The 21184-nt window shown below is 62.7% G+C and carries 16 protein-coding genes; 14 read left to right on the top strand and 2 right to left on the bottom strand.

Annotation, left to right across the window (positions count from 1 at the left end; translation table 11 throughout):
• The first annotated feature begins 11 nt into the window (after nt 1-11).
• Complete coding sequence (locus tag WS95_RS07245) at nt 12-803, top strand: cyclase family protein (RefSeq protein WP_059823056.1); 792 nt, start codon at nt 12-14, stop codon at nt 801-803.
• Nucleotides 804-1044: 241 nt separating this feature from the next.
• Here WS95_RS07245 and WS95_RS07240 read toward each other — a convergent pair whose 3' ends face one another.
• Nucleotides 1045-2064, bottom strand: coding sequence for an AraC family transcriptional regulator (locus WS95_RS07240; protein ID WP_059823054.1), 1020 nt, complete (start codon nt 2062-2064; stop codon nt 1045-1047).
• A gap of 427 nt (nt 2065-2491) precedes the next feature.
• Between WS95_RS07240 and WS95_RS07235 the strand changes: the two genes are divergently transcribed.
• The 9 genes from WS95_RS07235 (at nt 2492) to WS95_RS07195 (ending at nt 13623) form a co-directional block, all read left to right on the top strand.
• The gene (locus WS95_RS07235; RefSeq protein ID WP_059823052.1) at nt 2492-4714 is read left to right on the top strand and encodes a thiamine pyrophosphate-dependent enzyme; all 2223 of its coding nucleotides are present in this window, start codon (nt 2492-2494) and stop codon (nt 4712-4714) included.
• 96 nt (nt 4715-4810) lie between these two features.
• A complete protein-coding gene (locus WS95_RS07230) occupies nt 4811-6328 on the top strand; it encodes an indolepyruvate oxidoreductase subunit beta family protein (RefSeq protein ID WP_156444451.1) in 1518 nt (505 codons plus the stop codon).
• The gene (locus tag WS95_RS07225; protein WP_059823049.1) at nt 6328-6753 is read left to right on the top strand and encodes an acyl-CoA thioesterase; all 426 of its coding nucleotides are present in this window, start codon (nt 6328-6330) and stop codon (nt 6751-6753) included. The genes WS95_RS07230 and WS95_RS07225 overlap by 1 nt, the downstream gene beginning before the upstream one ends.
• Before the next feature lie 10 nt (nt 6754-6763).
• On the top strand, nt 6764-9091 hold the full coding sequence (locus tag WS95_RS07220; RefSeq protein WP_059823047.1) for a bifunctional salicylyl-CoA 5-hydroxylase/oxidoreductase: 2328 nt from the start codon (nt 6764-6766) through the stop codon (nt 9089-9091).
• 41 nt (nt 9092-9132) lie between these two features.
• Nucleotides 9133-10257, top strand: coding sequence for a cupin domain-containing protein (locus WS95_RS07215; RefSeq protein ID WP_059823046.1), 1125 nt, complete (start codon nt 9133-9135; stop codon nt 10255-10257).
• Nucleotides 10258-10314: 57 nt separating this feature from the next.
• The gene (locus tag WS95_RS07210; protein ID WP_059823044.1) at nt 10315-11265 is read left to right on the top strand and encodes a fumarylacetoacetate hydrolase family protein; all 951 of its coding nucleotides are present in this window, start codon (nt 10315-10317) and stop codon (nt 11263-11265) included.
• A 35-nt stretch (nt 11266-11300) separates the two neighbouring features.
• Nucleotides 11301-12332: a carbon-nitrogen hydrolase family protein gene (locus WS95_RS07205; protein ID WP_059823042.1), complete on the top strand. Its 1032-nt coding sequence runs from the start codon at nt 11301-11303 to the stop codon at nt 12330-12332.
• Nucleotides 12329-13087: a maleate cis-trans isomerase family protein gene (locus WS95_RS07200; protein ID WP_306454094.1), complete on the top strand. Its 759-nt coding sequence runs from the start codon at nt 12329-12331 to the stop codon at nt 13085-13087. The genes WS95_RS07205 and WS95_RS07200 overlap by 4 nt, the downstream gene beginning before the upstream one ends.
• 92 nt (nt 13088-13179) lie before the next feature.
• A complete protein-coding gene (locus WS95_RS07195; protein ID WP_059823520.1) occupies nt 13180-13623 on the top strand; it encodes a MarR family winged helix-turn-helix transcriptional regulator in 444 nt (147 codons plus the stop codon).
• Nucleotides 13624-13650: 27 nt separating this feature from the next.
• Here the strand turns inward: WS95_RS07195 and WS95_RS07190 are convergent, their stop codons facing one another.
• The gene (locus WS95_RS07190; RefSeq protein ID WP_059823039.1) at nt 13651-14274 is read right to left on the bottom strand and encodes a flavin reductase family protein; all 624 of its coding nucleotides are present in this window, start codon (nt 14272-14274) and stop codon (nt 13651-13653) included.
• 440 nt (nt 14275-14714) lie between these two features.
• On the opposite strand from WS95_RS07190, the gene WS95_RS07185 reads away from it, so the two are divergent.
• From WS95_RS07185 to WS95_RS07170, 4 genes are all read left to right on the top strand, one after another.
• On the top strand, nt 14715-16277 hold the full coding sequence (locus WS95_RS07185) for a methyl-accepting chemotaxis protein (RefSeq protein ID WP_059823037.1): 1563 nt from the start codon (nt 14715-14717) through the stop codon (nt 16275-16277).
• Nucleotides 16278-17677: 1400 nt separating this feature from the next.
• The gene (locus WS95_RS07180) at nt 17678-19258 is read left to right on the top strand and encodes an acetolactate synthase large subunit (protein ID WP_059823035.1); all 1581 of its coding nucleotides are present in this window, start codon (nt 17678-17680) and stop codon (nt 19256-19258) included.
• Between the two features lie 49 nt (nt 19259-19307).
• Complete coding sequence (locus WS95_RS07175) at nt 19308-20120, top strand: SDR family NAD(P)-dependent oxidoreductase (protein WP_059823033.1); 813 nt, start codon at nt 19308-19310, stop codon at nt 20118-20120.
• 15 nt (nt 20121-20135) lie between these two features.
• Entirely contained in the window at nt 20136-21173 is a 1038-nt protein-coding gene (locus tag WS95_RS07170) for a WD40/YVTN/BNR-like repeat-containing protein (protein WP_059823031.1), read from the top strand.
• The last annotated feature ends 11 nt before the right edge of the window (nt 21174-21184 follow it).

Genomic DNA, 21184 nt, shown 5'->3' with positions numbered 1-21184 from the left:
GGTTTCCTTTCATGGCGCACACGAATCATCCTGTCTTGCCCGATTTGGCGGAGCGGCTGGCGCGCGGTACCATTCGCGTCGTCGATCTCACGCAGACGTTGTCGCCGTCGTTCCCGGCGCTGCAACTGCCCCCGCAGTTCGGTCAGGTCAAGCCGTTCACGATCGAGCGCATTTCCCACTATGACGAGGCGGGGCCCGCCTGGTACTGGAACAACTTCACGTGCGGCGAGCACACTGGTACGCATTTCGATGCGCCGGCGCACTGGATCACGGGTCGCGACCATCCACACAATAGCGTCGACACCATCGAGCCGAAAAGCTTTGTCGCTCCGGCCGTGGTGATCGACGCCAGCGCCGAGGTCGGGGGTGACGACGACTGGCTGCTGACCGTGGATTTTCTGGAGGCATGGGAGCAACGGCACGGTCGCATCCCAGCGGGAGCATGGGTCTTGTTTCGCACCGACTGGTCGCTGCGAGTCAACGATGCCACCGCCTTCCTTAATTTGCGGGACGACGGCGCCCACACGCCCGGTCCGACACAGGAAGCCGTCGAGTGGCTGATCCATCAACGCGACGTGCATGGATTCGGTGTTGAGACGATCAACACCGATGCTGGGCAATCCTATGCGTGGCCGCTCGCTTATCCGTGCCATACGCTGATGCACGGCGCAAATCGCTACGGGCTGCAATGTTTGAAGAATCTCGATCAATTGCCGCCACAGGGCGCGCTGATCCTGTCTGCACCTCTGAAAATCGAGGGCGGCTCGGGTAGCCCGCTGCGCGTGCTGGCTCTGGTGGAGTGATCTGATTGCAAGGCTCGGATCGAGAATCGATCGGGGAATCGCCGGCCTCGAAGCTCGGGTGCTTCGGCCGGCGTTTCGCGCAGAGACGACGGGTTGCGGCAGAACGCCCGCTTGCACGTGTGTGCTTGCCGGCTGTCCATCCGGTCGCCCGGTCATGACTTTACGGCGCCGGCAGCCCGGCCGGATATCGCCGTCGTAGGGTCCCGATCGCTGCTCGGCCCTATCGTGATGTGATTGCCAGTTAGCGCTGGCGCAGCGTCTGGCTCGGTGTCTCGCCGTAACGCTGTTTGTAGTCGTTGCTGAAACGTCCCATGTGTGCGAAGCCCCAGCGCAGCGCGACGCCAGCCACATTGCTGGCCTCACCGCTCGTCAACTCTGTACGCGCGCATTCCATGCGCAGGTCGCGCAGATACTGCATCGGGCTCACACCCAGATATTCCTTGAATCCGGCATAAAGGCTGCGCACGCTGACGCCTGCAACCTGCGCGAGCTGTTCCGCCGAAATGGGTTCGTGCGCATGGGCTTTCACATAATCCTTCGCGCGCCTGATGTGGCGGGGCAGAATCGTACCGCGGCGCGCGGGCGGCGTATCGCTGTAGTTGTGTCTTTGCGTCGCAAGCAGCGTCGACGCGACCAACTGCTCGATCTGGTCGACGACGAGCTTATGGTCTTTCAGGCCGGGACATTGTGCCGAGCAATTCATCAGGTAATTCAGCAGGCATTGCCAGAGCGGGTTGTCCCGCCAGCGGAAGCCCAGTTCGAAATGCAGCGGCTGCTCCAACGGATGATTGAGTTGACCAACCAGCGTGCGTTCCAGCAATGACCGGGAGATTCGCACCATGAGCTGGTCGTTCCCGGCAGCCCAGCGCATGCAGGTGTCGTCGTCGGGGCTGAGGACGGATGCCAGTTCCGGATACGAGTCGATGTGTTGCGCACCACTGTCGATTGCCGCGCTCCCAATGAGGGGCATCTGCACCAAAAAGAAGTCTTCGAGCGGTCCAGGGCTGATTTCCACGGCGGAACCGTACCGCAGCCGGCTGACCGACACGTCGCCCAGTGGCATGAAATGCATGCGCGCATCCAGACGCTCCCCGCCGCCAATGATTTTGAGGCTGTGCGGTTTCATTACGCGTCCCACCATCGACCGGACTTCGTCGACGTCCGCTGATGCGAACAACAGTTGGCCGGGATCGCCCAGGCCCCGGTCCAATGGTGCCCCGGGCTGCTGGGACGAGGGCGTGGAAGACATGACGTGCAACATGACTGATACCTTTTCGAGAGTCGGACGGTACGTCTGCTAGCCGGCCGCCGCTTGTTCGTGAAAGCGTCGACGCTGACTGAATTCCGATGCAACCTTCGTGCCAATACACATGAATTTTCATGTAATCGGAGATGGCCGATGCCGACCGTCGAGGCGTCGCGCGTGTGCGTTGTGCGGCGCAGCAACCAATTGCGGTGGCTTTTCGGCAATGAGGTTGTTAAAAGAATAGTACTTTGACCCGTCGGCACCCAGAAACGCAGGAAAACCCGTCCTTGGGACGCCGGCAATATCCCGTTCCTGCAATGGATATCCACGTCCTGCGAAAAGTAAAAGTACATGATTATTCATGTATTGACGGAGGGGATGTGGCGACCGAAAGTGAAGCACATGGGCACGACGTGCCGGACGAATCACTTAGAGGACCACGATGGCCGAGCGATCTTTTGTCGAAGAGGTAAAGAAACTGCGCCTGGGGGCGGGCGAGTTGTTCAGTGGCGAGGGTATTCTTGCCGTAACGAAGGCGCTGCTGGAATCCGGGGTTGCGTACGTCGCCGGCTACCAGGGCGCACCGATTTCGCATCTGATGGACGTGCTGGCCGACGCACAGGACATTCTCGGCGAGTACGGCATCCGCTTCGAGAACAGCGCGAGCGAAGCCACGGCCGCCGCGACGTTGGCCGCGTCCGTCAACTACCCGCTGCGGGGCGCAGTCACCTTCAAGGCGACGGTCGGAACCAACGTGGCATCCGACGCGCTCGCCAACCTGGCATCCGGCGGCGTCGTGGGCGGCGCGCTCATCATCGTCGGCGAAGACTATGGCGAAGGCTCGTCGATCATGCAGGAACGCAGTCACGCGTTCGCGATGAAGTCGCAAATGTGGCTGCTCGACCCGCGGCCGAACCTGCCGTGCATCGTGCAGGCGGTCAAGGACGGGTTCGAGCTGTCTGAAGCGAGCAGCACGCCCGTCATGCTGCAGATGCGCATCCGTTCGTGCCATGTGCACGGTCAGTTCGTGACGTCGCAAAATCGCCATCCCAAATTTACGGTCAAGGATGCACTGGAGAATCCGACGCGGGACCTGAGCCGCATTGTCTTGCCGCCGGCCAGCTTTTGGCATGAAAAGGAAAAGGTGCAGGAGCGCTGGCCGGCAGCGATCCGCTTCATCCAGGAGCGCCAGCTCAACGAATTCTTTGCGGACGGTGCGGCCGACGTCGGGATCGCGCTGCAGGGCGGGAACTACAACACACTGATCCGGGCACTCGAGAAGCTGGGCCTTGCGGACGTCTACGGCGAGTCGAAGATCCCGCTCTACGTAATGAACGTCGCGTATCCACTGGTCGACGCGGAATTCGAGCGCTTCTGCCAGGGCAAACGCGCCATTCTGGTTCTCGAGGAGGGGCAGCCGAACTTCGTCGAGCAGAACGTCGCGAACATCCTTCGTCAACTGGGCGTCGACACCGTGCTGCACGGCAAGGACCTGTTGCCGATGGCCGGCGAATACAACACCGCGACCGTTCTTGCGGGTGTGCGTGCGTTCCTCGAACGATATGGCATCGTCGAGCCGAAGCCGGTTCAGGCACCGGTGCGTCGAGTCATCCCGCTCGTGCAGGCGCCGGCGGATTCGATGTCTGCTGCGAAAGCGCCTGTACTCGCGGCCCAGGCCGACGGCGGCGAGGTCGAGGAAACGGCCGAACTGGATCGCGCGGTTCACGCGCGCCCGCCGGGCTTCTGTACCGGCTGCCCTGAGCGGCCGATCTTCACCGCAATGAAGCTCGTCGAACGCGAGCTGGGCCCGCACCACATCAGCGCGGATATCGGCTGCCATCTCTTCTCGATTCTGCCGCCGTTCAACCTCGGCAATACGACGATGGGATACGGTCTCGGCGGCGCGGGCGCTGCGGCGCTGAACGCGCCGTCCGGGAAGCGCGCGATTTCGGTGATGGGCGACGGCGGGTTCTGGCACAACGGCCTGACGAGCGGCGTCGCGAATTCGGTCTTCAACCGTAGCGACAACCTGACCATCGTCATCGACAACAGTTACACATCCGCGACCGGCGGGCAGGACATCCTGTCGTCGACCGCGACCAATCCGACCCGCAGCACGGGGCACGAGATCGAGAAGGCAGTCAAGGGTGTGGGTGTCGAATGGGTTCGCACCATCAAACGCACCTACGACCTGAAGGCCATGACGGCGACGTTGCGGGAAGCGCTCACCACGACGGCCAAGGGGCCGAAGGTGCTGATCGCGCAGAGCGAATGCATGCTCAACAAGCAGCGGCGAGAGAAGCCCAAGATGCGCAAGGCCATCGCCGCGGGCGAGCGCGTGGTGCGGGAACGTTTCGGCGTCGACCCGGACACCTGCACCGGGGACCATTCGTGTATCCGTTTGTCCGGCTGCCCGTCTCTTTCGATCCGCGAGAATCCCGATCCGTTGCGCCGCGACCCCGTCGCCACGGTGATGGACAGTTGTGTCGGATGCGGGTTGTGCGGCGAGGTTTCGCATGCCGCAGTGCTTTGCCCTTCGTTCTATCGCGCGCAAATCGTCAGCAATCCGACGCGTCTGGATCGCCTGCGCCAGCGCGTGCGCGATGCGGTGATCGGCTGGCTGCAGCGCGGCGATGCGCGGCGTCGTGCCCGGTTTGCGTTCTGATACCTGTCGCACCCGGCGTCGCGCTCCCGTGCGCGGCGCCGCAAAACGAGTCAGGCGGGTTTCGTTACCCGTCATCGCTTCATGAGGAACCAAGGAATGAATGCTGAGCCGATCAAGATCGCCATTCTCGCCATGGGCGGCGAGGGCGGCGGCGTGCTTGCCGACTGGATCGTCAATCTGGGTGAGGAGAACGGCTATTTCGCCCAGACCACGTCAGTGCCCGGCGTGGCGCAGCGCACCGGTGCGACGATCTACTACGTCGAGATGTTTCCGGGCGCGGACGCTGCCGTCCCGCGCGCGCCCGTTCTTGCGCTGATGCCCATGCCGGGCGACGTGGACGTAGTGCTCGCTTCCGAACTGATGGAAGCGGGGCGCGCGGTACAGCGCGGCATCGTCACGTCGGACCGGACGACGCTGGTTGCATCGAGTCATCGTGTCTACTCGATCGGAGAGAAGGCGGCGATGGGGGACGGCCGTGTCGACAGCGATGCCCTCGTGCGTCAATCGCGGCGCGCGGCGAAGCGTTTCGTGCATTTCGATATGGCGGAAGTCGCCGAGCGAACCGGTAGTGTCATCAGCGCCGTGCTGTTCGGGGCACTTTGCGCGGCCGAGGTATTGCCGTTTTCACGTGAACAGTTCGAGGCGACGATCGAGCGCGGCGGTGTGGGCGTCAAGCCGAGCCTCAAGGCGTTCGACGCCGGCTACAAGCGTGCGCAACAGGGCGACACGGAGACCGTGACCGCCTCGTCCAGGCCAGAACCGGCGGCGGCACCCTCATCTCCGCGTCACCCGGCTGTCGCTGCGCTTGTCGAGCGCGCGCGTGGCTTTCCGCAGGAAGCGTCGGTTCTCGCCGTTGAAGGCGTCCGTCGCCTGATCGACTATCAGGATGTCGCTTATGCCCGGCTGTATCTGGATCGCCTGGATGTGCTGCGGTCGGCGCCGGGCGGCAAAGATGCCAAGCTGCTGGGCGAGACGGCACGGCATCTGGCGCTATGGATGTCGTACGAGGACACGATTCGCGTGGCCGATCTCAAGACGCGTGCAAGCCGCTTCGACCGGGTGCGCGGGGAAGTGCGGGCGAAGCCGGAGCAACTCCTGCAGATCAACGAGTTCATGCACCCGCGCATCGAGGAGATTGCCGAGACGTTGCCGGCCGCATTGGGCCGATGGCTGGCACGCCCGCATGCGGTACACCGTTTTGTCGCGCGCTTTGCGCGAGAGGGGCGTGTCGTCAAGACGAGCTCGCTGGGCGGTTTTCTGATGTTGTATCTGCTGGCCCGCTGGCGTCGCTGGCGTCGCGTCACGCTGCGCTATGTGGTCGAGAACGAGCGTATCGAAACGTGGCTCGCGCGCGTGCGCGCGCTGGCAGCGACCGATCCGGCGCTCGCGCTCGAGACGGCGCAATGTCAGCGGCTCGTCAAGGGATACGGCGATACGCATGCACGCGGGCTGAAGAATTATGAGACCGTGATGGCGGTCGTCGATCGCCATGCAACGTCGCTGAAGCCGGCCACGTTGCGCGAGTTGCGCGACGCCGCGCTGGCAGACGAACACGGCAACGCACTGCGTGCCTGCATCCAGCGGCATGCACTTTCCACCGGAGGGCAGGCGTGATGAATCCGCGCAAATTGACACAAAAGCATCGGATCCGCTTCGCCGAATGCGATCCGGCCGGCATCGTGTTTTATCCGCAGTACTTCGTGATGTTCAACAATCTGCTCGAGTCGTGGATCGACGGCCTGCTGCCGGATGGTTTTGCGGGATATATCGGCAAGCACCGCTTCGGTTTGCCCACAGTTCGCCTCGAGGCCGATTTCCGATCGATCAGCCGCATGGGGGACGACGTGGAACTGAGCCTCGAAGTGCTCCGTCTCGGCGGAAAGTCGCTGACGTTGTCACTCACGTGCACCGGCATCGAAGGTGACGTTCGCATGAGTGTGACCCAGGTACTGGTCGCCACGTCGCTGGAGACGCATCGGGCGATCGACATTCCCGTCATTCTTCGTCAGGCACTGAGCCTGGAATCGGTCAACGAATAAGGAGACTAGTGTGAAAATCGTCTGTATTGGCGGGGGACCCGCAGGCCTTTACTTTGGATTACTGATGAAGTTGCAGGATCCGAATAACGAGGTGATCGTGATCGAACGGAACCGGCCATACGATACGTTCGGATGGGGTGTCGTTTTTTCCGACGCAACGCTGGACAATCTTCGCGAGGCGGACCCGGTCTCCGCGAAGCAGATCGCCGATGAATTCAGCCGATGGGACGACATCGATATCCATTTTAAGGATCGGACGATCCGTAGCGGAGGACACGGTTTCATCGGGATCGGGCGCAAGAAGCTGCTCAATATCCTGCAAGCCCGTTGCGAGGAAGTTGGCGTACAGCTGGTTTTCGAAACTGAGATCAAGGACGACCAGGCCGTGGCCAAAGAGTACGGGGCCGATCTCGTCATCGCATCAGATGGCATCAACAGCCCGGTCAGAACGCGATATGCGGATACGTACCATCCGGACATCGACCAGCGGAACTGTCGCTTCGTCTGGCTGGGAACCAACAAGATCTTCGATGCATTCACCTTCATTTTTGTTCCGACCCAGCATGGATGGTTCCAGGCCCATGCGTACCAGTTCGAGGAAGGCCGGTCGACGTTCATCGTCGAAACGACCGACGAAGCATGGCGCGCGGCCGGCATCGACCAGATGTCCCAGGAAGAGGGCATCGCCTTCTGTGAGCGGATTTTCGCGCCGTGGCTGCAGGGCGAGCGGCTCATTTCGAATGCGTCGCACCTGCGCGGCTCGGCGATCTGGATTCGCTTCCCGCGCGTGATTTGCGGCAAGTGGGTTCACTGGACGAAACCCGACGGAGCAGCGGGCCGGGACGTGCCCGTAGTGCTGATGGGCGACGCCGCGCATACGGCACACTTTTCAATCGGCTCCGGAACGAAGCTCGCGCTCGAAGACGCCATCGAGCTGTGCAACACGTTGAAGGCGAAACAGGGCGATCTCCGCGCAGGGCTGGCGCATTACGAGGACGTGCGTGGTGTCGAGGTGCTGAAGATCCAGAACGCCGCACGCAACTCGACCGAGTGGTTCGAGAACGTAGCGCGCTATGCCGCGCTCGAGCCCGAACAGTTCGCCTATTCGTTGCTGACCCGTTCGCAGCGAATTTCCCACGAGAACCTCCGGGTGCGCGACCCGCAATGGCTCGCCGACTATGAGGGCTGGCTTGCGCGGCGTGCAGGCGCGCCGACCACCGACGACGCCCGCCCGCGCCCACCGCTGCTGACTCCCTATACCGTGCGCGGCGTGACGCTGAAGAATCGTGTCGTCGTGTCGCCGACCCTGCTGTATGCGAGCCGCGATGGCGTGCCTGATCCGTTCCATCTGGTGCACCTGGGCAGCCGGGCGCTCGGCGGTGCAGGCCTTTTGCTGACCGAGGCGACCGCGGTATCCGCCGAAGGCCGCATGACGCGGGGATGTCCGGGTTTGTGGAACGACGAGCAGGTTCACGCGTGGAAGCGCGTCACCGAATTCATCCACGCAAATAGCGACGCGCGTATCGGCGTGCAGCTGAGTCACGCAGGCCGCCGCGGTTCGACACAACTCGGCTGGGAGCGACCGGACCATCCGCTGGCGGAGGGCAACTGGCCGCTCGTGTCCGCGAGCGCAATTCCCTATCTCCCCGGTGTTTCCCAGGTTCCGCGCGAAGCCAGCCGGGAAGATCTGGCGCAGATTCGGGCGCAGTTCGTGGACGCGGCGCGCCGCGCGGCAGCCGCCGGTTTCGACTGGATCGAATTGCAGGCTGCCCACGGTTGCCTGCTGTCCAGTTTCATCTCGCCGCTGACGAATCGGCGCGACGACGAATATGGCGGTTCGCTCGAAAACCGTCTGCGCTTTCCGCTGGACGTGCTTGCAGCCGTGCGTGAAGCATGGCCCGCGCATTTGCCGATTTCCGTGCGCATTTCGAGCACGGACTGGGCGGAGGGGGGAACGACGGTCGACGAGGCGGTGGAGATCGCGAAGCGCCTGCATCTCGCCGGGGCGGACGTGATCGACGTGTCGTCCGGCGAAGTCACGCCCGACCAAAAGCCCGTGTATGGGCGGATGTACCAGGCACCGATGGCCGACCGTATCCGCAACGAAGCGGGCGTACCGACGATCGCGGTCGGCGCGATTACGGAAGCGGATCAGGTCAACGGAATCGTTGCATCCGGGCGCGCGGATCTCTGTGCGTTGTCGCGCCCTTATCTGGCGGACCCAGCCTGGCTGCTGCACGAGTGCGCCAAACACGGCTGGAGCGAAGTCGAATGGCCGGCGGCGTATGCGACCGGCAAGGACCAGCTCGAACGCAACTACGCACGTAACCGGACCTGACGTCAGGCTCCCCCACAGGATCGATACAAGGAGATCACGCGATGACAACAGCAGCATACGATCAGTATCGGGAACAGACTGCCGGACGCGCCGACGTCGAGGACACACCGGAGCTGATTGCGTATTACGAACAGCTTTCGAGCATGAAGACCGGCGCGCTGTGGACGGTGGCCAACAAGATCGAGCCGTGGCAGCCGAAGTCCGAATCCGTGCCGGTGCTGTGGCGCTACCGCGATCTGCGCGATCACGTGCTGCGCTCGGTTGAGCTCGTGACGCCGGAGAAGGCGGGACGACGCGTCATTTATCTCGACAACCCCGGCAGGCGCGACGTGTCGGCTGCGGTCGGGTGGCTGTATTCGGGGCTGCAGGTCATGCACCCGGGCGAGGTCGCATCCGCGCATGCGCATTCTTCGTCGGCACTTCGCTTCATCATGGAAGGACGCGGCGCTTACACGATCGTCGACGGCCATAAGATGACCCTCGGGGCCAACGATTTCGTGCTGACGCCGAACGGCACCTGGCACGAGCATGGCGTGGAAGCGGACGGACTGCCCTGCATCTGGCAAGACGGTCTCGACATCCCGCTCGTCAACGCGCTCGAGGCCGGCTTCTATGCCGTGCATCCGGACCTGCATCAGGCGGTTGCCCATCCAGTCGATGATTCGGTCGCCCTGTGGGGTGCGCCCGGCCTGCGTCCGCAAGACGCAGGCTGGAGCAAGCCGTACTCGCCGCTCTTCAAGTACCAATGGGAGCCGACTTATGTGGCGTTGCAGCGATACGCGAAGGCCAGCGAAGGCAGTCCGTTCGACGGCTTGCTGATGCATTACACCAATCCGGTGACGGGCGGGCATGTGATGTCGACGATCGGCGCGAGCATGCAACTGCTGCGTCCTGGATTCGTCGGTAAGGCGCATCGCCACACGGGCAGCTTTCTCTATCAGGTCGCCAAGGGCAGCGGCTACTCGATCATCGATGGACGTCGCTTCGACTGGAGCGAACGCGACATTTTTTGCGTTCCGTCGTGGGCGTGGCACGAACACGTCAACACCAGCGCGACCGACGATGCGTGCCTCTTCTGCTTCAGCGACCTGCCGGTGATGGAGAAGCTCTCGCTGTATCGGGAGGAAAAGCTGGCCGAGAACGGTGGCCATCAACCAGTGGCTTGACCCGGAAATACACAAGTTGCCATTTACACAGACATCAACCCAATCAGGATTCAGCTCATGAAACTCGTTACCTATCGCGCAAATGTGAATGCGGCGGCCCGTCTCGGGGCGATCGTGGACGATACCGTGGTCGATCTGGCGCATTTCGGCGCACACGTCGGCTATGCATTGCCGGACAATATGCTTGATTTCATCGATCTCGGGCCGCACGCGGTGACCGTGACGACCGCGCTGCTGGACAATCACAGTGGAAAATGGCCGCTCGCTGCCGCCGTGCCGCTCGCCAACGTGAAGCTTCTTGCGCCCATTCCGCGTCCGCGCAAGAACATCTTCGGGATCGGCCTCAACTACGTCGAGCACGTCGCGGAATCGAGCCGGACGCTGGACACGTCGAAGGAATTGCCGAAGCAGCCTGTCATCTTCAGCAAGCCGCCGACCACGGTCATCGGGCCGGACGACGCGATCGAGCATAACGAGGCCATCACGAAACAGCTCGACTGGGAAGTCGAGCTGGCGGTGATCATCGGCACGCGCGCCAAGCGCGTCAACGAGGCCGACGCGCTGAACTACGTGTTCGGCTACAGCCTGCTGATTGATATGAGTGCTCGCGACTGCCGACGTGCAGGCCAATGGATCTACTCGAAGGGCCAGGATACCTACGCGCCGTTCGGGCCGGTCATCGTCACGGCGGACGAGATTCCCGACCCCCATGTGCTGGATCTGAGCCTGACCGTCAATGGGGTCACCAAACAGAACTCCAACACGCGCCACATGCTGTTCAAGGTTCCGGCGTTGATCGCCGACATCAGTGCAGGCATCACGCTGGAGCCCGGCGATATTATCGCAACCGGTACGCCGGAGGGGGTGGGCGCAGGTCGCGATCCGCAGGAATGGGTCTGGCCGGGCGACATCATCGAGGCGCGACTCGAGAAAATCGGCGAGCTTCGGCATCCGGTCGTCGCGGTCGGTGATGCCTCGCGCTCCCGCGCCGCCGTCAGCGGCGATTGAAGCGACGACTCGACCGAAATCGGAGGGATTAGACGATGCTTGAACTTCCCCAATTCAAGGCCGCCGCGGTGCAGTCGGCGCCGGTCTTCCTGCAGACGGATGCGACGGTCGACAAGGCATGCCGGCTGATCGAGGAAGCGGCAGACAACGGTGCGCGCTTGGTTGCGTTCCCGGAAGTCTTCGTGGCGGGCTACCCGTACTGGAGCTGGATCATGAATCCGGTCGAAGGCAGCCCGTGGTTCGAAAAGCTGGCGCGCTCGGCAATCGAGTTGCCGGGTCCGGAGATCGCGAAGATTGCGCAGGCAGCGGCGCGTCATCGTATCAACGTCGTGATTGGCGTGAACGAGCGCAACCGCCACGGGATCGGTACGCTGTACAACACGGTCGTCACCATAGCCGACGACGGCCGCATTCTCGGCCGCCACCGCAAGCTGGTTCCCACGTGGGCCGAGAAGCTTACGTGGGCGCCGGGTGACGGCGCCGGGCTGCGCGTGCACGAGACCAGCGTTGGGCCCCTGGGCGTCCTTGCCTGCGGCGAGAACACCAATACGCTCGCGCGCTTCGCATTGCTGACGCAAGGTGAACTCGTGCACGTCGCCAGCTATATCTCGTTGCCGGTTGCGCCGCCCGATTACGACATGGCGGAAGCGATCAAGGTTCGTGCGGCCGCGCACTGCTTCGAGGGCAAGCTTTTCACGATCGTCTCGTGTTCGACGGTCTCGGAGGAGATCATCGAGGCGATGGCGGCATCACATCCGAACGCGCGTGAGCTGCTGTCGCGCCGAAACAGCGCCTTCTCCGGCATTCTCGGGCCGGACGGTCGCGTGATCGGCCAGCCGCTCATCGATGAAGAGGGCATCGTCTATGCGGACATCGACCTTTCGCGCTGCATCCAGCCACGCCAAATGCACGACATCACCGGTCACTACAACCGTTTCGACGTGTTCGATCTGCATGTCAACCGTCGTTCGCTGCAGGCAGCACGCTTCGACGACGTCGCGGCAGCGGACACGTTCGCGGCCCCATCCGAGCCAGCATGCGAACTGAACCAGGAGACGCTGTCTTGAGCAACAATCGTACATACCGTATCGGCCAGATCGTCCCGTCGTCGAACACGACGATGGAGACCGAGATTCCGGCGATTCTGCGCGTCCGTGAAGCCCATCAGCCAGAGCACTTCACGTTCCATTCCAGCCGCATGCGCATGAAGCATGTCACGAAGGAGGAACTGGCCGCGATGGACGCCGACAGCGATCGCTGCGCACTGGAATTGTCGGATGCGCAAGTTGACGTCCTCGGCTACGCCTGTCTCGTCGCGATCATGAGCATGGGGCAGGGCTATCACCGGGTATCCGAGAAGCGTCTGCACCAACGCACGCAGGAGAACGGATCGCCGGCACCGATCGTGACGAGCGCCGGTGCGCTGGTCGACGGTCTGCATGCGATCGGCGCGAAGAAAGTGTCGATTCTCGCGCCGTACATGAAGCCGCTGACGCAACTGGTGATCGACTACATCGAAAACGAGGGTATCGAAGTGGTCGACAGCATCTCCCTGGAAATTCCCGATAATCTCGAGGTTGGGCGCCAGAATCCGCTGGCACCCGTCGAGATCACCAAGCGACTGAAAACGACCGGGGTGGACGCGGTCGTGGCGTCCGCGTGCGTGCAGATGCCGTCGCTGGCGTCGATCCAGCTGATAGAGGATCGGGTCGGCATGCCGGTTGTCTCCTCGTCGGTGGCGACTACGTTCATGATGCTCAAGCGGCTCGGATTGAATACGTCCGTACCGGGCTTCGGGTCCCTGCTTTCCGGGAAGTTCTGATCATGCAGGGTTGGGCTGGCGATTCCTCTCCGGATGCGGGGAGGGAGGTAGAATCCTCGCTGTTTCGTGAAGACGATGAGGCAGCGAGGGGAATGACCAAAACAAAGGCATTTGTCGACAACTACCTGCCGGCCCTGCTCGGCCAAGCGTGGCATCTTGTCTCGACGGAATTTCATGCCGTTGTGGAGCAGCACGGCCTTTCCATTCTGGAATGGCGTGTGCTGTCGACGTTGGCAAGCAATGGCCCGATGACCATTTCCGCGTTGGCGCAAATGACGGTCAGCAAACAGCCGACGGTGACGCGATTATTACTGCGCCTCGAGGCGCAAGGACATGTCGAGCGGTCGACAAGCCGTGACGACCGGCGCTATACGCTCGTCAAGGTGACCCGCAACGGGCGCCGCCTCGTAACCGGCCTGATTGCTCAAGCCGAAGCGCATGAACGGGCGCTGCTGAAGCCCTTCAACTCGCAGAAGATCGAGACTCTCAAGGAAATACTGCACGAATTGATCGACCGGCATCGACCGCCGGTCTGATCTCGATCGACGCCCCTATCGGCGAACCTATTTGGGGCGATACATTGAGAATTTCCCCGCCGCCAGAACTTCGAAGTAGTCGGCGGGGCCGCCTCCGCGCAGAATCGGTTGCGCGAGCGCAGTGTCGTAAATGCCGTCGCGCAGCAACGCGCGATCGATGTGCACGGCTACGACTTCGCCTATCACCATCCAGGTATCGAGACGCGCGACGTCGACGGAGGAAAGTTGTTGCACGTGCGTAACTACGCATTCGAGTGCGACCGGGCTTTCTGCCACGCGCGGGACAGACACGACCGTGGAAGGCGCGGGCGTCAGGCCGGCCAGCTCGAACTCATCCACGTGCGGCGGCGCTTCGATGCTTGTCCGGTTGACCTTGTCCGCCAGTTTTCGCGTCGCAAGGTTGTAGACAAACTCACCCAGTGCTTGAGCGTTCCTGACGCTGTCTTTCTTGCCGACACTGGAGAATGCCACCAGCGGCGGTCGATAGTTGAAGATATTGAAAAAGCTGTAAGGCGCGAGATTCAAATTGTCGTTCGCATCGCTGGTGGAAATCCAGCCGATGGGGCGTGGCCCGAGGATCGCCGGAATAGGGTCATGTGGCAAGCCGTGGCCGTCGGCGAGCCGATAGCTATGAATTCTATCCGTCTTCATCGCAAGAGTCCCAAGTTGATTTGAATTTCTGGGGTTAAGTTACCCGGAACGAGTGATAGGTGGATCCCGCGTCGCCAACTTTCTGCCGAAACTGGATACCGACGGCGCAATTTGGACGACAGTGTGTTGTTTGTCGCGGTTGCCGGCGGCTTGGAAGGCTTCTGGCACGAAGGCGCGCGATTGCCCAATCGAATTTCCGAATTCGTCAGATCTCGAACGGCCTGTATCGATTGCAGAAATCGGATGACGGGTGCAGGAATCGGCTGAAGAGACTGGGCTGTCGATCCGTTAAATAATAGGCCTTGCCGTGAACTGTTTGATGTCGTTCGCATATTCCTGGATTCCGCAGCCTTCTCCTGCACACGGAATAGGTGGCGAAATCGGAACCGTGACGTTCGCAGCGGGATACCAGAAAACGAATCAATTTTCGGAAAGACTACATGAAGAAGCGCGGTCTGAAAGTGTCCACACGCCTATCACTCGGATTTGGTGCGCTGTTTCTGCTATTTCTGATCGGAGGAGTAGTCTCTCTGCGGCAGATCGGAGAGATGAGCATGCGCATCTCTGAAATCGTGGACGATGGAAACGTAAAGCTGTCGTTGGCGGAAGACCTTTCGCGTCAAGTCTTTATCGGAGTGGACTCGGTAAAAACCATGTTGCTGGTGACCGACACTAATGTAGTGGCGGCACTGGCCAAGCGCGGCTACGAGGCCAAACAACGATTCATGAGTGACCGCGAGATGCTTCGCAAGCTGAGTCGAAGTTCCGTCGAGGCTACTTCGCTCGTCGATGCCATATTCGAGACGAATGATAAACGCGCGGTTGCCGACTTTGACCAGTTCATTGCACTTGTGAAGCAGGGGCAGCGCGAAGCGGCGGGGCAATGGTTGGTTGGCCGAACGGCGCCATCCATGCAGGCACTTCAGGATACAATCACACGTTATATCGAATTCCAGGCGGCACGTAATGCGGAGCTGAAGTCGCATAGTCAAACCGACTACGAGCGTTCGAGAATTGCTCTGACAGTAATCTTGACGATCTGCATGGCTGCAGTTGTCGGAACCGGTATCGCTCTGGCGCATAGCTTGCGATGCGAACTGGGTGCAGAACCAGCGGAGGTGCGTGACATCGCCAGTCTGGTCGCACGGGGCGACCTATCTTGTACGTTGCCAATTCAAGGTGCACCGCCTGAAAGTCTTATCGTCGCGATGAGTGAGATGCAGATCGGCTTGCGCCATGTAGTCGAGCGAGTTCGTCACCATGCCGAACGCGTTACTACAGCGAGTCACGAGATTGCGCAGGGCAACAACGAATTGTCGGCGCGCACCGAAAGGCAGGCCGCCTCACTTGAAGAGACCGCGGCCAGCATGACGCAACTGACCGAAACGGTAAAGCAGAATGCCCATAACGCTCGGCAAGCAAATTCGCTCGCCCTTCATGCAACCGACCTTGCCGACACAGGGGACGAGGCAGTGCAGGAGATGGTGTGCACGATCATGGATATTAGCAATAGCTCCAGCAAGATCTCGGATATCACGAACATGATCGAAGGTATCGCGTTCCAGACGAATATTCTGGCGCTCAATGCGGCCGTCGAGGCCGCGCGCGCTGGCGAGCAAGGGAAAGGCTTTGCTGTCGTGGCAAGCGAAGTCCGCGGTCTTGCCCAACGCTCAGCCTCTGCAGCGAAGGAAATCAAGGAGCTAATTGCGTCTTCCGTTGCGATGGTTCAGGATGGTGCGAAGAGAGCCGGTGACGTTGGCACGACGATGAGCGAGGTCAAGCAGGCTATTAAGCGGGTATCTGACATTGTTGGAGAAATTTCTACTGCGTCCGATGAACAGAGCCGTGGCATCGAACAGATTCATCAAGCCATCTCCCAAATGGACGAGGTGACCCAACAAAATGCGGCCCTGGTCGAGCAAGCGGCCGCCGCTACGCAGTCACTTGACAATCAGGCGCAGAACTTGCGGGAGGCTGTGTCGGTATTTCAGCTCGTCGCGTAATCGATTACGTGATCAAGCACGGTTCGTATTGAGCCTATCCGAACATTTGTGCATGAACATAAGCTGATGGCCGAGGCGCCACTTCGTGCCAAGCAAATGCGAGGAAAAGGCGACGATTGCCCCGATAACGGTGAACCTCCACGCGTTCGACGTGGGGGGAAGCTGGGGCGATCATGGCTCAGGTTTCGAACAACGCGTGACCGCGACCGACGGTGCTGCAACGACGTCGCGACGGAGTGGGCGCGGGTCCTCGCGGTGCCGCGCTCGGTGACAACTTTAATGAGCGGCTACCAAATCCTTGAATTCACAAGGGTCCGCGGTGCTCGGGTGGCCCCGAACCGGAGAGGTGACATCAGTGCTTTGCAAACGGCGACAACTTCCTTTGGCCTACGGCTGCCGTGCGCGCATTGTTTCATCATTCTGATGCTGATGCCCTCAGCGGTGTAGGGCACGCGTATGCCGGTACCGCTCTACTGCAGCTCTTCTATTTCGTCTACTGACCACTGACGCCGCAGGCGGTCGAAACGCCGCGTTGGCTGCGACGGGGCTGGATTTTTGCGGCCGCCGCGACCGCTGTCGCCCTAATCCTGCGAGTCACCTGCGTTGGAACATGCGCCGCGGTGCTTCATCGGGATCGCTGGCACCACCGTCCGGAGCAATTTCGATCTCTCGGGGACGGTGTCGGGTTGATCGCCCACACGCGACACGTTCCGTGTTGGCGCATTTTGCTGGCCAGTGCGACGGCGTTGATGGGGTGCCGCGTCGCGGACGGGGCTATGGTGTGGCGTGCGCATGGCTCTAGCCGGAGCGACTTGACCTATTTTTTTGCTGAGCCTAGCGCTCGTCCACCGCGAGTTGTGCCGCGCGCGCCGCGAGGGGTCAACCGATGCCGCACCTGCATTGGGCATGACAGAGGCCCAATACGCGTGCAGCGGCGCTGCGCGCTTGTGACACACCGACAATTGTGGTGCGCTACGGTCTCTAGGCCACATTGATTCTGCCGCCCCAAAAAGGACCTTATCACGACGGCACGATTGCCCGTTCAAACGCGGGTTCCGCGTGACTGGAACGCCGGCGGTTCAAATTCGTCCCGAACGAGTTGATGCTTATCTTCGCGAGGTGGGGGGATGCGACTTTATTTGGGTCTGCCTGAGGCAAAACGGCGAGCGGCGCGAGCAGATAAAAGGGTGTGTGAATAGAAAAATGCCAAAATACGGGATTTTTCTCGCAATATAAGTGGGGACGGAATATGTGAGAGGTCTGGTCTATGAGGAAAATTCGCTAAATTTTCGGGTAAACGCGGATCTTTGCATGGTTGGAGGTGCTGAGAGGTTTGTTGACAAATCCCGTAATTCGGGATTACAGTAAAAACACTTCAGCCAACCCCGTCGAGCAGCCGCATGAACATCCCCCAGTCGGACAGCGATACCGAAGCAAGAAGCGGAGCGAGCGTCGTGCTCGCGACAGCGCGAGACGCCGGTGTCGACGTCTGTTTTGCCAATCCCGGCACGACCGAGATGCCGTTCGTCGGTGCGCTCGACACCGTGGCGGGCATGCGCTCGATCCTCGGGCTGTTCGAGGGCGTGTGCACGGGCGCCGCGGACGGCTACGGCCGCATGGCCGGCAAGCCCGCGATGACGCTGCTGCACCTCGGGCCGGGCCACGCGAACGGCATTGCCAACCTGCACAATGCGCGCCGCGCCCGCACGCCGATCCTGAACATCGTCGGCGATCACACGCGCGAGCATCTGAAGTACGACGCGCCGCTGACGTCCGACATCGAATCGCTCGCCCGTCCGGTGTCGGTGTGGTATCGCAGCGTGGCGCGCGATACCGATCTCGCGACGGATACGGCCGCTGCGATTTCGGCCTCGATGGGCGCGCAGCGGGGCGTCGCGACCCTCGTGCTGCCCGTCGATCTCCAGTCGGCCGTGGTGCGTGGCGCGGCGCTGCCCGCCGTGGTTCGCCCGGCCACGGTGTCGTTCGACGCCGCTCGAGTCGAGCGCGTGGCCGATCTGCTGCTCGGCGACCAGCACACCGTCCTGCTGATGGGCGCCCGCGCACTGTCGGCACGCGGGCAGCGTGCGGCGGCACGCATCGCGGCGGCCACCGGCGCGACCTGCTTCAGCGAGACTTTTCCGGCGCGCGCGGAGCGCGGCGGCGGCTTGCCGGACATCGACCGGCTGCCTTATTTCCCCGAGCCGGCGCGGGCCGCGCTGGCTGGCCGGCGCGTGGTGCTGGCGGGCGCGCTCGCGCCCGTCACCTACTTCGGCTACGAAGGCATTCCGGGCGAACTCGCGCGGCCCGAGGACATCGTGACGCTGGCGGCGCCGGGCGATGCGGCCGACGACGCGCTGGAGGCGCTGGCCGATCGTATCGGCGCGGCAACGAACGACGAGGGTGTCCGCGTCGAGCGCTGGCGCGTGGAGGACGGACCGCTCACGCCGCAGGCCGTCGGCCGCGTGCTCGCGAATGCGTTGCCCGACGACGCGATCGTATCGATCGAAGGCGGTACGTGCGGCTATCCGTTCGTGACCGCGTCAGCGCGCGCCCGTCGCCACACGATCTTGACGAACACGGGCGGTGCGATCGGCCAGGGCCTGCCGGTGGCGCTCGGCGCCGCCGTCGCCTGCCCCGACCGCCGCGTGTTCGCGCTGCAGTCGGACGGTAGCGCGCAGTACACGATCCAGTCGCTGTGGACGATGGCGCGCGAGCGTTTGCCGATCGTGATGCTGATCGCATCGAACCGACGCTACGGCATCCTGCAGACGGAGCTCGCACGCAGCGGCTTGCCGGCCGACACGCCGCACGCCAGCCGCCTGACGCAACTGGACGACCCGCCGATCGACTGGCTCGCGCTGGCGCGCGGCTATGGCGTGCCGGCCGAGCGCGCGAGCACGACGCAAGCGCTGGTGCGGGCGCTCGACGACGCACTCGCGCATGTCGACGGGCCGACGCTCATCGAAATGCAGTTGTCCTGATCGCGCAACCCGCCCCTTTCTCCAATTCAGACTCTCACCTTTCATCGTTATGGATCTGCAACTCCACGGAAAAGCCGCATTCGTCACCGGCGGCAGCATGGGCATCGGCAAGGCGGTCGCGCTCGAACTGGCGCGCGAAGGCGTCAACGTCGCAATCGCCGCGCGGCGCATGGAACATCTCGAAGCGGCGGCCGTCGAGATTCGCGCGGCGCTCGCGCCGCTGGGCAACGCGGCCGGCGCAATCCTGCCCGTCACGGTGGACACGACCGACATGGCGTCGATCGAAGCGGCGATGGCCGCGAGCGTCGAGCGCTTCGGCCGGCTCGACATCCTGCTGAACGGCGCCGCGCATCCGGGCGGCCTCGTGCGGGCCGAGCTCGAACACGCCGATCCGCAGGGGCTGCTGCAGGACATCGATATCAAGGTGGTCGGCTATCTGCGCTGCGCGAAGGCGGCCGCGCCCTACATGCGGCGCAACGGCTTCGGCCGGATCGTCAACGTCGGCGGCCTGACGGGGCGCGGCAGCAAGCAGCTGTCCGGCATGCGCAACGTGGCGATCGTGCACCTGACCAAGACGCTGTCCGACCAGCTCGGCCCGTTCGGCATCACGGTCAACACGATTCATCCGGGCGTCGTCGAGACGCCGCACATCCACGAGCTCTACGAGAAGGAAGCGCAGAAGCAGGGGCTCACCGCCGCGGAAGTCGAGGCCAACTACGTGAAGGTCACGCCGATCCGCCGCGTGCTGCAGCCGGAAGAGATGGGGTGGATCGTCGCGTTTCTCGCGTCGCCGAAGTCCGGCTCGATCACCGGCGAGTCGATCGGCTGCGACGGCGGGCTCACGCGCGGCATTTTTCTCTGACACAAGGAGCATGTCATGACCGCAACCGTACTGGTCGCCACCGCAGGGCAAGGCATCCTGCGCTCGAACGACGACGGCAACACCTGGCATCGCCTCGGGCTCGCCGAACCGATCGAGTTCGACGGCATCGTGCGCGCGCTCGCGGTGGATCCCGCGACGCCGTCGCGCGTCTATGCCGGCGCCGATTCGGGGTTGTGCATCAGCGACGATGGCGGCGCGCACTGGTTCCGGCCCGAGAACCTGCTGAACGGGCAGACGGTCTGGTCCATCGCGATCGACCCCGCGAATCCGGCGGTGCTCTATGCGGGCACCGGCGCGCCGTCGCGCGCCGCGCTTTACAAGTCGAGCGACGCGGGCGTGACCTGGGAGAGAACGGCGCCCGAGTTTCCGGAGTTCTGCTCGGGTGTCAATCGTCCGCGGCTGCTCACGATCTGCGTGGATCCGGACGACGCCCGCAACGTCTGGTACGGCGTGGAGGAGGGCGGCGCGTGGCGCAGCCGCGATGCCGGTGCGAGCTGGACGCGCGTGGACGGTCCCGGCACCGCGATCCGCAACAGCGACATTCACGCGATCGCGATCCTGCCCGCGAGGCCAGGCCGGCCGAAGACCACGGTGCTGCTGACGGTCAATGCGGTGTACGTGAGCGAGGACGACGGCCTGACGTGGGACGGCAAGCTGTCGCGCGACCGCTTCGACGGGCTGTACTACACGCGCACCGTCGTGCAACTGCCGCAGCCGGGAGGCGACCTGCTGATGGCGATCGGTGACGGGACGCCCGGCACCCGCAGCCGCATCTACCGCTCGACCGATCGCGGCTACGCGTGGCGCGAGACGGATCTGCACACGCCGCCGAACTCCACGTTCTGGGCGTTCGGGGTGCATGCGGCCCAGCCGGCGCTCGTCTATGCGGGCACCAAGTACGGACACCTGTTCCGTTCGCGCGACGGCGGCCGGAACTGGACCAAGGAATGGCGCGATTTCAGCGAGATCACGGCGGTTGCGTGGACCCCGTTCGAGGCGCCGCTGGCCGCCCACGCGCAATCGACCCACTGAGCGGAGCGAAC

The sequence above is a fragment of the Burkholderia sp. MSMB1826 genome (assembly GCF_001526325.1).
In the GTDB taxonomy this organism is placed as follows: domain Bacteria; phylum Pseudomonadota; class Gammaproteobacteria; order Burkholderiales; family Burkholderiaceae; genus Burkholderia.
The sequence above is the reverse complement of the archived record's forward strand: the minus strand, read 5'-3'. Positions and strand labels throughout refer to the sequence as shown.